Source organism: Streptomyces termitum (genome assembly GCF_014650175.1).
Classification (GTDB): Bacteria; Actinomycetota; Actinomycetes; order Streptomycetales; family Streptomycetaceae; genus Streptomyces; species Streptomyces termitum.
Window position 1 is genome coordinate 299306 of the sequence record NZ_BMUL01000004.1, and the last position, 12329, is coordinate 311634.

Genomic DNA, 12329 nt, shown 5'->3' on the forward strand with positions numbered 1-12329 from the left:
CATGGCCATGCCGCTCCGTCAGTCCGTCCGGGTCGGGACCTATCTCTTCGAACAGAAGCTCCGCAAGCGGGACAAGTTCCCGCTGATCGTCGAACTGGAGCCGCTCTACGCCTGCAACCTCGCCTGCGAGGGGTGCGGCAAGATCCAGCACCCGGCGGGTGTCCTCAAGCAGCGCATGCCGGTCGCCCAGGCGGTCGGCGCGGTCCTGGAGTCCGGCGCCCCGATGGTCTCCATCGCCGGCGGCGAACCCCTGATGCACCCGCAGATCGACGAGATCGTGCGCCAGCTCGTCGCCCGCCGCAAGTACGTCTTCCTCTGCACCAACGCGATGCTGCTCCGCAAGAAGCTGGACAAGTTCACGCCCTCCCCGTACTTCGCCTTCGCCGTCCACATCGACGGGCTGCGTGAGCGGCACGACGAGTCGGTGGCGAAGGAGGGCGTCTTCGACGAGGCCGTCGCCGCGATCAAGGAGGCGAAGCGGCGCGGGTTCCGGGTCACCACCAACTCGACCTTCTTCAACACCGACACCCCGCAGACCGTCATCGAGGTGCTGAACTTCCTCAACGACGACCTCCAGGTCGACGAGATGATGATCTCGCCCGCCTACGCCTACGAGAAGGCGCCCGACCAGGAGCACTTCCTCGGCGTCGAGCAGACCCGGGAGCTCTTCAGGAAGGCGTTCGCGGGCGGCAACCGCCGCCGCTGGCGGCTCAACCACTCGCCCCTCTTCCTCGACTTCCTGGAAGGGAAGGCGGACTTCCCCTGCACCGCCTGGGCGATCCCGAACTACTCCCTCTTCGGCTGGCAGCGCCCCTGCTACCTGATGAGCGACGGCTACGTCCCCACCTACCGCGAGCTCGTCGAGGAGACGGACTGGGACAAGTACGGCCGGGGCAAGGACCCGCGCTGCGCCAACTGCATGGCGCACTGCGGCTACGAACCCACCGCCGTGCTCGCCACCATGGGCTCGCTCAAGGAGTCGCTGCGGGCGGTCCGCGAGACCGTCTCCGGGAGCTGAGGGGCGGGCCATGACGGACGGCTTCGACCTGCGGGCGCTGCTCGCCGAGCGCGGCGGCGAGCGGTACGACCTGCACGCCCGCCACCTCAACCCGCAGCTGCCCCGGATGCTCCACACCATCGGCTTCGACAAGGTCTACGAGCGGGCCGCCGGCGCCCACTTCTGGGACGCCGAGGGCAACGACCACCTCGACATGCTGGCCGGCTTCGGCGTCATGGGTCTCGGCCGGCACCACCCGGTGGTCCGCCGGGCCCTGCACGACGTGCTCGACGCGGACCTCCCCGACCTCACCCGCTTCGACTGCCCGCCGCTGCCCGGCCTGCTCGCCGAGCGGCTGCTCGCCCACAGCCCCCACCTCGACCGGGTCTTCTTCGGCAACAGCGGCACCGAGGCCGTCGAGACCGCCCTGAAGTTCGCCCGGTACGCCACCGGGCGGCCCAGGATCGTCTACTGCGCGCACGCCTTCCACGGCCTCACCACCGGCGCCCTCTCCGTCAACGGCGAGGAGGGCTTCCGGGCCGGCTTCGACCCGCTGCTCCCGGACACCGCGATCGCCCTCGGCGACCTCGACGCCCTGGAGCGGGAGCTGCGCCGGGGCGACGTGGCGGCCTTCGTGGTGGAGCCGATCCAGGGCAAGGGCGTCCTGGAGTCCCCGCCCGGCTTCCTCGCCGCCGCGCAGGAGCTGCTGCGCCGGCACGGGGCGCTGCTGATCGCGGACGAGGTGCAGACCGGCCTCGGCCGCACCGGCGACTTCTACGCCTACCAGCACGAGGCGGGGGTGGAGCCGGACCTGGTCTGCGTCGCCAAGGCGCTCTCCGGCGGCTACGTGCCGGTCGGCGCCACCCTGGGCCGGGACCGGATCTTCAAGAAGGTCTACTCGTCGATGGACCGGGTCCTGGTCCACTCGGCGAGCTTCGGCTCCAACGCGCAGGCGATGGCGGCCGGGCTCGCGGTCCTGGCGGTGATGGAGTCCGAGGGGACCGTCGCCCACGTGCGGCGGATCGGCGGACTGCTGAAGGGCCGCCTCGAAGAGCTGGTGCCCCGGTACGAGCTGCTGCACGAGGTGCGGGGCCGGGGCCTGATGATCGGCATCGAGTTCGGCCGGCCGACCTCGCTGGGGCTGCGCGGGCGCTGGACGATGCTCCAGGCGGCCCGCAAGGGGCTCTTCGCGCAGATGGTGGTGGTGCCGCTGCTCCAGCGGCACCGGATCCTCACCCAGGTCTCCGGGGACCACCTGGAGGTGATCAAGCTGATCCCGCCGCTGGTGATCGACGAGGCGGACGTGGACCGGTTCGTCACCGCCTTCACGGCGGTCATGGACGACGCCCACAACGGCGGCGGGCTGCTCTGGGACTTCGGGAAGACGCTGGTCAGGCAGGCGGTCGCGCAGCGCTGAGCCGTACCGCCCGGGTTTTTGCCTCTGGGGCAAGAAACTTGCCTCAGAGGCACGATCCTGGCGGAATGGACGCATGGACCACGTCCCCCGGGGCTCCGCCCCGGAAACCGCCGCTCCCGGCATCGTGCCCGACGTCGCCCCGCAGCTGCGGGCCCTGCGCCGGCGCCGGGGGCTCACCCTGGAGGCCGCCGCCCAGCGGGCCGGGCTCTCCCCGGCGCACCTCTCGCGCCTGGAGACCGGGAACCGGCAGCCCTCGCTGCCGATGCTGCTGGCCCTCGCCCGTATCTACGGTACGACGGTCGCCGAGCTGCTGGGGGAGACCCCGCCCGAACGGGACCCCGTCGTGCGGGCCGACCGCTCCGACCCGGTCGAGGCGGACGGCTGGATCTACCGGCAGGCCGGCGGCGCCGGCCGGGCCATGCAGTGCCTGCGGGTCCACGTGCCGTACGCCACCCGGGCCGACATCGTGCGCGTCCACCCCGGCGAGGAGTGGCTGCACGTCCTCGAAGGGCAGGTCCGGCTCGCGCTCGGCGAGACCGTGCACGTCCTCGACCCGGGGGACAGCGCGCACTTCGACTCGCTCACCCCGCACCGGATCGGCGCGGTCGGCCGGGCCGGCGCCGAGCTGCTGTTCGTCCACACGCTGATGCAGAGCCCCGCCGCCGAACTGTGCCTGGGCGGCGGCACCCCGCACTCCCGCTGAACCCCCGAAGGGTTGGATCACATGTCTGAGAAGTCCGTCTCGGTCACCGGCGAGGAGCGCGGTGGCGGCAAGTTCCCCAAGGGGCTGGTCCTCCGCCTCTTCGCCTACCTGATCGCCGGGCACCTCTTCGCCGGCTTCCTCTACCTGCTCTTCATGCTCGGCGGGCAGAACCAGTAGCGGGGGCCGGGGCCGCTCACGCCCCGGTGAGCAGCCGCTCGCGCAGCCGCTCGCGGGTGCCGGGCGCCAGCTCCAGGCCCTCCGTGAGATAGGCGTCGACCGAGCCCCAGGTCGCGTCGATCGTCTCGAAGGCGGCCCGCAGGTACTCGATCCGGGCGTCGAAGAGGGGGCTCAGCAGCTCCATCACCTCGGGCGAGCGCTGCTCGCTCCCGGTGGAGGAGGAACGCCGCACCCGGTAGCGGCGGTGCGGCGCGTTCGACTTCACGTAGTCGGCCTCGATCGCCGGGCGCTCCACGCCCAGCGCGAGCAGGGTGACGGCGATGGAGAGCCCGGCGCGGTCCTTGCCCGCCGCGCAGTGCATCAGGGCCGGGACGGACTCCTCGGCCAGGGCGTGCAGGACCCGGCTGTGCTCGGGGGTCCGCTCCACCACCATCCGGCGGTACGACTCGGTCATCCGGGCCGCCGCCCGGCCCTCGGCCAGCAGCTCCCGCAGCTGCGCGAGGTCGCCCTCGCGGACCATCTTCCAGAACTCCTTGCCGTCGGCCGGGTCGCTCAGGGGTATGTTCACGTTCCGCACGCCGGGCAGCGCGACGTCCGGCCCCTCCAGCTTGGCGTCGGCGGCGTTGCGGAAGTCGAAGACCGTGTGCAGGCCGAGGCCGGTGAGGAAGGCCGCGTCGCTCTCCGTGGCGTCGGCGAGGTGGCCGCTGCGGAAGAGGACCCCGGGGCGCACGGCGCGCCCGTCGGCCGTCGGCAGGCCGCCCACGTCCCGGAAGTTGCGGACCTCCGCGAGCCGGGGCTCGCCGGGCTCGTAGCCGTCGTGCGCTTCGTGGGGCGGGACCTGCGGCAGCTGCTGCGTCACGGATGCTCCTGGGGTAGGCGTGCGGGAACCGGGACGGAAGATCGGTTCCCTCCGCAATCATCCCGTCGGGAGGCGTTCCGGGACACCCCCTCGGACAGTAAGGGGTGATCTGTCCGTATTGATACTCATTGGGGTAACGCGCCCTGGTTGTAGGGGAGATGGGGTTCGGCGCGTGAGCAGCGTCATAAAAGTGACGGATCGTGGCCGACCGCCCGGTGCAACCGCCCCCGGCGAAAAGGGAATCGAAGGACCGTCATCGACACAGGGTGACCGGAATTCCGGCCCCGAAGATCGCCCCGGAATGCCGGGCGAATTCCGCGGCTTGTTCGCGCCGACCCGGCTCGTCTAGCGTCGCCGTCAATCCGGTCGGACCGCCGAATCCTGCCACCGACCGGAATTCGATCCCATCCCAATGCCCGGCAGGAGCGGGGGACCCAAGGAAGTACGCCGGTCCCGCGACGCAGGACGGCTCGGGGTGAAGCCGCGTGAGAACGCGGCCGGACATCTCCAGTCCGAACCCGACAGCTCACCTCGCAGGCGACGGAGAGGAATCCGCCATGCCCGCGAAGGGTAAGCACCGCCGCCAGAAGACCACCTTCCTCACCCGCGGCCTGGCCGCCGCCGGCACCGGCGGCGCCGTCGTCGCCCTGCCGCTGATCGGCGCCACCGGCGCCCACGCCGCCGAGCAGGCCGCCCCGGCCGCCGCTCCCGCCGGCGTCGTCGCCGCCGCCGCCCAGGCCCCCGCGCAGGCCCCCGCGCAGGCCGCCCCGGCCGCCGCCGCGCACGTCGCCCCGGCCACGTACTCCGTCGTCGCCGGCGACTACCTGTCCAAGATCGCCGCCGAGCACGGCGTCACCGGCGGCTGGCAGAAGCTCTACGCCGACAACCGCCAGGTCGTCGGCGCGAACCCCTCGCTGATCTTCCCGGGCATGAAGCTCACCCTCGGCACCAAGAACCCCGCCAGGGCCGCCGCGCCCCAGGCCGCCACGCCGAAGACCGTGACGCCCCAGGCCGCCGAGCCCCGGGCCGAGCGGAGCACCGCCAAGGCCGAGCGGAAGGCCCCCGCCGCCACCGAGCAGACCCGCGCCTCCCGCTCCACCGAGCGCGCCGAGCAGGCCGCCCCGGTCACCCCGGCCGCCCCCGCGCAGGCCGCCTCCTCCGGCTGGGTCGCCCCGGTCGCCGGCGGCGTCTCCACCCCCTACCGGGCCTCCGGCTCCATGTGGTCCTCCGGCTACCACACCGGCGCCGACTTCATCGCCTCCACCGGCACCACCGTCCGCGCCGTCGGCGACGGCACGGTCGTCTCCGCCGGCTGGGGCGGCGCGTACGGCAACCAGGTCGTCATCCGCCACGCCGACGGCAACTACTCCCAGTACGCCCACCTCTCCTCCCTCTCCGTCTCCGCCGGGCAGACGGTGAACGGCGGCCAGCGGATCGGCCTCTCCGGCTCCACCGGAAACGTCACCGGCCCGCACCTCCACTTCGAGATCCGCACCTCCCCGAACTACGGCGCGGACATCGACCCGCTGGCCTACCTGCGCCAGCACGGCGTCTCCCTCTGACCCGACGGCGCCTCACGGAGGCCCGGCACCGACCCGGTGCCGGGCCTCCGCCCTATTCCGGCTTGGCGGAATCTTTATCGGTGGCATATATCACCCACCGTCAACCCCTCCTTACGGTCGCGTAGGTCACATCCGAAAAGGAAGGATGTCCTGCCGTGGCAGACGATTCGAGATCAACAGACATGAGCGCGTTCGGGTCATTCGGGTCGTACGCGGCGATCGGTGACAGCTTCACCGAGGGCGTCGGCGACCCCGGGCCCGACGGGACCTACGTCGGCTGGGCCGACCGCTTCGCGGTGCTCCTCGCCGACCAGCTCCCGGACCACCAGGAGTTCCGCTACGCCAACCTCGCCGTCCGCGGCAGGCTCCTCGACCAGATCGTGGCCGAACAGGTCCCGCGCGCCCGGGAACTCGCCCCCGACCTGGTCAGCTTCTGCGCCGGCGGCAACGACATCATCCGCCCCGGCACCGACCCCGACGACGTCGCCGAGCGCTTCGAGCGGGCCGTGCGGGACCTCACCTCCGCCGTCGGCACCGTCATGGTCACCACCGGCTTCGACACCCGCGACATCCCCGTCCTCAAGCACCTGCGCGGCAAGATCGCCACCTACACGGCCCACGTCCGCGCCATCGCCGACCGCTACGACTGCCCGGTCCTCGACCTGTGGTCGCTGCGGTCCGTGCAGGACCGGCGCGCCTGGGACGACGACCGGCTGCACCTCTCGCCCGAGGGCCACACCCGGGTCGCGCTGCGCGCCGCCCAGGTCCTCGGCCTCCCGGTGCCCGCCGACCCCGACCAGCCGTGGCCCCCGATGCCGGTCCGCGGCACCCTGGAGGTCCGCCGCGACGACATCCACTGGGCCCGCGAGTACCTCGTCCCGTGGATCGGGCGACGGCTGCGCGGCGAGAGCTCCGGGGACCACGTCGAGGCCAAGCGCCCCGACCTCATGCCCCTGTAGCCCCCGGGCCGCCGGCGGGGATCCGCTCCAGGACCCCGCCGGCGAAGACGTCGTACAGCGGCAGCGACTCCAGGTGGACGTAGCCGATGTGGCAGTCGCAGACGGCGAGCGGGCAGGGCCGCGGCCGCAGCGCGGCCCGGTAGGAGCCGTCGTACAGGTTCCCCAGCTCCGCCCTGACGAAGTGGCAGCGCCGCACCGTCCCCTCCCCGTCCACCGACACCACCGACTCGCCGGTCCGGCAGGGCAGCCCCGCCGACCGGTGCGGACGCCGGCTGTACGGGAACAGCGGGTCCACCGCCGTCCACGCCGCCGCCTCCGCGTCCGTGTACACGTGCCCCTCGGCCGCGTTCACCCACAGGTAGACATGGTCCGGCAGCGCGTCCCGCAGCCGCAGCGCGTGCTCCCGGTGCTCCGGCAGCCCCACGATCCCCACGCTGAACCGCACCCCGCGCGCCGCCAGCTCCCGCGCCTTGCCGAGGAACCGCTCGTACGGCGTCTGGCCCGGGTGGTAGGTGCACCACAGGGCCAGCGCGTCCAGGTCGGCCTCCTCCAGCCACCCGGTCCGGCAGCTCAGATTGGTCTGGATCGCCACCCGCTCCACCTGCGGCAGCCGCGACAGCTCCACCATCGCCCGCCGGTACCAGGAGCGGACCAGGCCCTCGCCCCACGGCGTGAACAGGATCCGCAGCCGGTCCCCGTCCTGCCCGGCGGCCCAGCCGGTGAACCGCTCCAGGGCCGCCCGGTCCGCCCGCAGCGTCTCCGGCCGGTCCCGCCGCTTGGCGAAGGGGCAGTACGGGCAGTCGTAGTCGCAGGAGGCCAGCGGCCCCCGGTACAGCAGCGTCAGGTCCACGGCCGCTACCTAGGCTCGTACGCGGCCATCGCCGCCCGCACCCCGGGCGAGAACAGCTCGGGCCCCAGCCCGTCCGAATGCGCCAGCCCCTCCGGCGACAGCCGCAGCAGCCCCTCCGGCGCCGCCCCGTCCAGCCAGCCGTACGCCGCGAACCGCGCCAGCTCCGGCCCGAAGTCCTCGTACGGCGACGACCCGAACCGCTCCCGGTATCCGGCGGTGTCCATCCCCGCCGCCTGGAGCAGCGACTGGAGCAGATGGCGGCGGCGGGCCTCCGCCGCGTCCATCCACCGGCCCACGACGGCCCGCGAGAAGTCCCGGGCCTCCGTGTACGCGTCGATGATCGACCGGATCTCCCGCATGTCCACGGCGTAGTCGAAGGAGTAGTGCAGCGCCGAGGTGTACGAGCGGGCGCCGCAGCCCAGACCGATCATGCCGTCCGTCTGGCAGGCGTGGTCGTCCGGTCCCTCCGGCGCCGCCCCCGCCCGCCGGAACATCCGCATCGACACCTGCTCGTAGCCCTCCGCCAGCAGCCGGTCCCGGCCCGCCCGGTACAGCCGCAGCCGCCGCTCGTCCCAGGCCCGCTCCGACTCCGCCGGACCCGACCGGCCCAGCCCGGTCAGCGGACGCACGTACAGCGGGTACAGGTACAGCTCCTCCGGCCGCCAGGCCAGCGCCGCGTCCAGCGAGGAGCGCCACGACGCCTCGGTCTGCCCGTCGATGCCGTAGATCAGGTCGATGTTGAGCACCGGCACGCCCGCGTCCCGGATCCGGCCCAGCGCCGCCTCCACGTCCGCCCTGCGCTGCGGCCGGACCGCCGCCCGGGCCTCCGCGTCCACGAAGCTCTGCACCCCGATGCTCAGCCGGGTCGCGCCGCGCGCCGCGAGCACCGCCAGCCGGTCGGCGGTGGCCGTCGCCGGGGAGGTCTCCACCGACAGCGGTACCGCCCGCAGGTCCGCCCCCATCCGCCCCTCCGTGATGTCGCAGAGCCGCTCCAGCTCCCCGGCGGTCAGGAAGGTCGGCGTCCCGCCGCCGAACGCCGCCGCCGCGAACCGCACCGGCGCCGCGTCGCCCAGCGCCTCCCGGACCGCGACCGCCTGCCGCTCCAGCGCGTCGAGGTAGCGGGTCGTCAGGCCGTCCGGGGCGCCGATCCGGGTGAAGAGGTTGCAGAAGCCGCAGCGGACCTCGCAGAACGGCACATGCGCGTACAGCGAGAGCGCGTCCTTCGGCTCGTCCGCCCACAGCCCGGCCAGCGACGGCGGCTCGGGCAGCTCCCGGTAGGCCGTCTTGTGCGGATAGGCGTAGACGTACGAACGGTACGGGCGCGGGGCCCGGGAGCCGGTCACGCGGCCGCCCCTTCCCCGGGACCGGGCAGCGTGAACTGCGCGTACGGCACCGTCCACACCGCCTCGTGCCCGATCCGGTGCCCGGTGTAGCCGTCGTCCCCGTAGGCTGTGCCGTGGTCCGAGCAGACGATCGCGAAGCAGCTCCGCCGCGAGGACGCCGCCGCGAACAGCCGCCCGACGTGCCGGTCCACGTACTCCAGGGCCGCCGCGTGGCTCTCCCGCGAGTCCCCGTCCTCCCGGGTCGCGCCCGGCCGGTGGAACCAGTTCGGCTGGTGCAGCGCCGACACGTTCACGAAGAGGAAGAGCCGCCGGTCCCGGGGGAGCGCGGCCACCACCTCCTCGGCCCGCGCCACCTGCGCCTCGAAGGAGACCGGCGAGGCCACCCCGAAGGACGGCTCCCAGTGGCTCTCCTGGAAGAGCCCCGGCAGCACCGAACCCAGCGGCGGCCGCCCGTTGAAGAACCCCACCCCGCCCACGCACACCGTCCGGTACCCCTCGGCGGCGAGCGCCGAGACCAGGTCGGGGGAGTCGTAGACGTACGTCCCCCCGGCGGTGGTCTCGCTGCCCTCGAACCGGGCCGCGAACAGCCGCGGATGCGGCCCCGGCTCCGCCGGCGTCGGCAGGAAGCCGGCGAAGATCGCCTGGTGGGAGGCGTAGGTGAAGCTGCCGGGGGCGTGCCGCCGCTCCCAGCGCCCGCCCGGCAGGTGCCGGGCCAGGTTCGGCAGCCGGCCCGCCGCGGCCAGCTCGGCGGCCACGTCGTACCGGAGGGTGTCGAGGGTGACCAGGAGCAGGTCGTGGCTCCCGACGACCGTCCTCATGTCGGGCGGCTGGTTCACGTGGTGCTCGTTCCTGTGGTGCGTATCGCTGTGTCGTACGGGGTCCCCGGCGCGGCCCGCAGCAGGTCGGCGACCTGCGCGCCGTAGGTGTCCAGGCCCTCCGCGCCGCTGCCCGGCAGGCCCGTGAGCCCCGGCAGCAGGTCCCCGAAGGCATTGACCTCGCCGACCGCGAACCGGCGCCAGCCCGTCCCCGGCAGCAGGTCCACCCCGACGCACCGGGTCCCGGGGAACGCCGCCGCCGCACTCTCGCACACCGCCAGCGCGTCCTCCCAGCGGGCCCCCGCCGCCGCGATCGACGCCCGCGCGGCGGCCAGGTCGCCCCGGCCCCCGCCCAGGTGCAGATTGGTCAGCGGCGACCGGCCGGTGCGGACCACCGCGTGGGTGGCCCGGCCGCCGGTCACCACCACCCGCAGGTCGGCCGCCCGGCCGCCCTGCACCGCCTTCGGCAGCCACCGCTCCACGTGCAGCCCGTCCGGCGCCAGCGCGTCCACCAGGGCGCCGACCTCCCGCGCGCCCCGGTAGCGCCGCACCCGCAGCGAGTTGAACAGCCGCCCCGCCCCGTCCCGCTCCACCGAGGTCGCCGCCTGCACCCGGTCCCCGCCCGCCGTCTCCACGGCGAGCACCCCGGACGCCGACGAACCGTGCGCCGGCTTCACGAAGACCCGGCGCAGCCCGGCCCCCGTCATCAGCGCCACCATGTCGTCCCAGCCGCCCACCGGCGCCCCGTCCGGCCCCGAGGTCGGCGAGTCCGGCACCGGCACCCCGGCGGCGGCCAGCCGCCCGTGCGTCAGCCGCTTGTCGAACAGCACCGCCGTCTCCGCCGGATCGTCCACCAGCACCGCACCGGCCCGCCGGACCCCGTCCGCCAGCTCCGCCACGGCCGCCGTGAACCGCTCGTACCAGAGCCGGGAGCCCTCCACCCGGGCGGGATCACCGGCCCCGCGCAGCAGCCGGTCCACCTCGGGCACCTCGCCCGGCGAGTCGACCCGCACGGTCTCGCCCGCCGCGAACCGGGCCCGCCCGCGCAGCACCTCGGACCAGCACACGGCCCGCGCCCCGGGCAGCCCGGCGGCGCGCAGCGCGTCCTGGAAGAGCGCGACGCGGCGCCCCGCCGGACCGCCGACGACCACGAGGCGCGGGCCGGCCGTCATTCGGCGACGGAGACGTAGCGCCAGACGTCGCCGTCGCCGTCGTCCTCACCGCTCTGCGGGTCGTCCAGGACGACCCGCACCCCGTGCGGGACGAGCGCGGCCGTCAGCCGCTCCCGCATCGGCTCCGAGAGGTAGTGGTGCTCCAGGTCCAGCTCCCGCAGGTGGGTCAGCGGCTGCCCGCCGAGCAGCGCCGCCCCGCCCTCGTCGGTCAGCACGCCCATGCTCAGGTCGAGCCGGTCGAGCCGGGCCACGACGGGGGCGGCGGCCACGGCGGCGGCCACCTGGTCCTGGATGACGCTGTTGCACAGCCCCAGGGAGCGCAGCGCCGGGAAGGAGTCGCCGGAGAGCAGCGGCGCCAGGTCGTCGACCGAGGCGTCGCCCCCGTACTCGTCGGTCCCCAGCCACAGTTCCAGGCTCTCCAGCGCGGGCAGGTCGCTGCCGGCGATGCCGCGCACCACCTCGGCGGGCAGCCCGCCGGTCTCCACCACCAGGGACTCCAGGGCCGCGTGCCGCACCGGCGGGAACGCCAGCTCGGTGCCGCCGCGCACGCCGAGCGCGCGCAGCCCCGGGTAGGCCGCGAGCAGCGGCGTCACGTCGGACTGGTGGATCCAGGAGATCTCGCAGTCCTCGAAGGTCATGTCGCCGAGGAAGACGGCCTCCAGGGCCGTCAGCCGGTCGTTCGCCCCCATCAGCGCGGTGACGACGGGCGCGGAGGAGGTCTCGTACGCCTCCTCCCAGCCGCCCACCACCAGGGCCCGCACCCTGCGCGTGTCCACGGTCTTCAGGAACCGCGCGAAGACGGCGTCCCAGCCTTCCTCGCCCTCGTCGAGGTAGGTCCCGCAGGACACGCGCCAGGCCACGGCCGCCGCGTCGGGCAGCTCGCCGCCCGCCCCGGCCTCGGGGAGGTCGAACACGGGGAGGCCGTGGAACTCCTCCAGGTGGGCCCCAATGGTCATGACGGTGCTCCAGACGACGCGGTACGGACGGGCGGACGGATACGGACTGACGGCAAGAGTTCTACCAAGCCGCACCGACAGCCGGGCCCGCAGGGGCCGTCCCGGCGCGTTGTCAGTGCCGGGCCCTAGCGTCGTCGGTGTGTTCGGCCCCCGGCGCCGGACCGGAGAGGGGAGAGCCATGTACCGGCAGGGGGACGTGCTGATCGCGCCCGTCGACGAGCGGGCCGTGCCCGCCCGCGCGAAGGAGGCGCGGAGCGAACCGCGGGACGGCCGGGGGCGGCTCGTCCTCGCCCACGGCGAGGTCACCGGCCACGCCCACGCGATCCCGGGCCCCGGCCGCCTGGTGCGGGAGCCGGGACCGTACGGCCCCTTCCTGCTGGAACTCCCCGAGGGCGGACGGCTGGTGCACGAGGAGCACGCCCCGATCGTCCTTCCCCGGGGCTGGTACCGGGTGGTCCGCCAGCGGGAGTACGTGCCCGGCGCCCACCGGATCGTCGCGGACTGAACGGGCCGGCGGGG

13 protein-coding genes and 1 riboswitch are annotated in these 12329 nt (G+C 74.1%); of the genes, 7 read left to right on the forward strand and 6 right to left on the reverse strand.

Annotated elements, in window-relative coordinates; genetic code table 11:
- The first annotated feature begins 1 nt into the window (after position 1).
- From hpnH to IE219_RS09955, 4 genes are all read left to right on the forward strand, one after another.
- Complete coding sequence (hpnH, locus tag IE219_RS09940) at positions 2-1018, forward strand: adenosyl-hopene transferase HpnH (protein ID WP_189976230.1); 1017 nt, start codon at positions 2-4, stop codon at positions 1016-1018.
- Between the two features lie 10 nt (positions 1019-1028).
- Positions 1029-2414 (forward strand): aspartate aminotransferase family protein, encoded by a 1386-nt coding sequence (locus tag IE219_RS09945; RefSeq protein WP_189976231.1) that lies wholly within the window; start codon positions 1029-1031, stop codon positions 2412-2414.
- A 73-nt stretch (positions 2415-2487) separates the two neighbouring features.
- Complete coding sequence (locus tag IE219_RS09950; RefSeq protein ID WP_189976232.1) at positions 2488-3117, forward strand: helix-turn-helix domain-containing protein; 630 nt, start codon at positions 2488-2490, stop codon at positions 3115-3117.
- A gap of 21 nt (positions 3118-3138) precedes the next feature.
- Positions 3139-3294, forward strand: coding sequence for a DUF6126 family protein (locus tag IE219_RS09955; RefSeq protein ID WP_189976233.1), 156 nt, complete (start codon positions 3139-3141; stop codon positions 3292-3294).
- Positions 3295-3310: 16 nt separating this feature from the next.
- Here the strand turns inward: IE219_RS09955 and IE219_RS09960 are convergent, their stop codons facing one another.
- On the reverse strand, positions 3311-4153 hold the full coding sequence (locus IE219_RS09960; protein ID WP_189976234.1) for a tyrosine-protein phosphatase: 843 nt from the start codon (positions 4151-4153) through the stop codon (positions 3311-3313).
- A gap of 397 nt (positions 4154-4550) precedes the next feature.
- Positions 4551-4706: riboswitch (cyclic di-AMP (ydaO/yuaA leader) on the forward strand.
- Positions 4707-4710: 4 nt separating this feature from the next.
- Between IE219_RS09960 and IE219_RS09965 the strand changes: the two genes are divergently transcribed.
- Complete coding sequence (locus tag IE219_RS09965; RefSeq protein ID WP_189976235.1) at positions 4711-5715, forward strand: LysM peptidoglycan-binding domain-containing M23 family metallopeptidase; 1005 nt, start codon at positions 4711-4713, stop codon at positions 5713-5715.
- A 155-nt stretch (positions 5716-5870) separates the two neighbouring features.
- On the forward strand, positions 5871-6674 hold the full coding sequence (locus IE219_RS09970) for an SGNH/GDSL hydrolase family protein (RefSeq protein WP_373298806.1): 804 nt from the start codon (positions 5871-5873) through the stop codon (positions 6672-6674).
- Here IE219_RS09970 and IE219_RS09975 read toward each other — a convergent pair.
- Genes IE219_RS09975 through IE219_RS09995 form a run of 5 tightly spaced genes read right to left on the reverse strand, consistent with a single transcriptional unit; the run spans position 6661 to position 11810 of the window.
- A complete protein-coding gene (locus IE219_RS09975; RefSeq protein ID WP_189976237.1) occupies positions 6661-7524 on the reverse strand; it encodes an STM4011 family radical SAM protein in 864 nt (287 codons plus the stop codon). The two genes, IE219_RS09970 and IE219_RS09975, sit on opposite strands and share 14 nt — an antisense overlap.
- Before the next feature lie 5 nt (positions 7525-7529).
- Positions 7530-8867, reverse strand: a complete 1338-nt coding sequence (locus IE219_RS09980) for an STM4012 family radical SAM protein (protein WP_189976238.1) — start codon at positions 8865-8867, stop codon at positions 7530-7532.
- The gene (locus IE219_RS09985; protein WP_189976418.1) at positions 8864-9685 is read right to left on the reverse strand and encodes an STM4013/SEN3800 family hydrolase; all 822 of its coding nucleotides are present in this window, start codon (positions 9683-9685) and stop codon (positions 8864-8866) included. The genes IE219_RS09980 and IE219_RS09985 overlap by 4 nt, the downstream gene beginning before the upstream one ends.
- A gap of 14 nt (positions 9686-9699) precedes the next feature.
- Positions 9700-10854: an STM4014 family protein gene (locus IE219_RS09990; RefSeq protein WP_189976239.1), complete on the reverse strand. Its 1155-nt coding sequence runs from the start codon at positions 10852-10854 to the stop codon at positions 9700-9702.
- The gene (locus IE219_RS09995) at positions 10851-11810 is read right to left on the reverse strand and encodes an STM4015 family protein (RefSeq protein ID WP_189976240.1); all 960 of its coding nucleotides are present in this window, start codon (positions 11808-11810) and stop codon (positions 10851-10853) included. The genes IE219_RS09990 and IE219_RS09995 overlap by 4 nt, the downstream gene beginning before the upstream one ends.
- A 178-nt stretch (positions 11811-11988) precedes the next feature.
- On the opposite strand from IE219_RS09995, the gene IE219_RS10000 reads away from it, so the two are divergent.
- Complete coding sequence (locus IE219_RS10000) at positions 11989-12315, forward strand: DUF8820 family protein (RefSeq protein ID WP_189976241.1); 327 nt, start codon at positions 11989-11991, stop codon at positions 12313-12315.
- Positions 12316-12329 lie beyond the last annotated feature (14 nt).

What these genes read in the sequence shown, in the direction of transcription:
- IE219_RS09965 (WP_189976235.1), top strand. Translation starts at nt 4,711, where the DNA reads ATGCCCGCGAAGGGTAAGCACCGCCGCCAGAAGACCACCTTCCTCACC.
- IE219_RS09990 (WP_189976239.1), bottom strand. Translation starts at nt 10,854, where the DNA reads ATGACGGCCGGCCCGCGCCTCGTGGTCGTCGGCGGTCCGGCGGGGCGC.
- IE219_RS10000 (WP_189976241.1), top strand. Translation starts at nt 11,989, where the DNA reads ATGTACCGGCAGGGGGACGTGCTGATCGCGCCCGTCGACGAGCGGGCC.
- IE219_RS09955 (WP_189976233.1), top strand. Translation starts at nt 3,139, where the DNA reads ATGTCTGAGAAGTCCGTCTCGGTCACCGGCGAGGAGCGCGGTGGCGGC.
- IE219_RS09945 (WP_189976231.1), top strand. Translation starts at nt 1,029, where the DNA reads ATGACGGACGGCTTCGACCTGCGGGCGCTGCTCGCCGAGCGCGGCGGC.
- IE219_RS09950 (WP_189976232.1), top strand. Translation starts at nt 2,488, where the DNA reads ATGGACCACGTCCCCCGGGGCTCCGCCCCGGAAACCGCCGCTCCCGGC.
- hpnH (WP_189976230.1), top strand. Translation starts at nt 2, where the DNA reads ATGGCCATGCCGCTCCGTCAGTCCGTCCGGGTCGGGACCTATCTCTTC.
- IE219_RS09995 (WP_189976240.1), bottom strand. Translation starts at nt 11,810, where the DNA reads ATGACCATTGGGGCCCACCTGGAGGAGTTCCACGGCCTCCCCGTGTTC.
- IE219_RS09985 (WP_189976418.1), bottom strand. Translation starts at nt 9,685, where the DNA reads ATGAGGACGGTCGTCGGGAGCCACGACCTGCTCCTGGTCACCCTCGAC.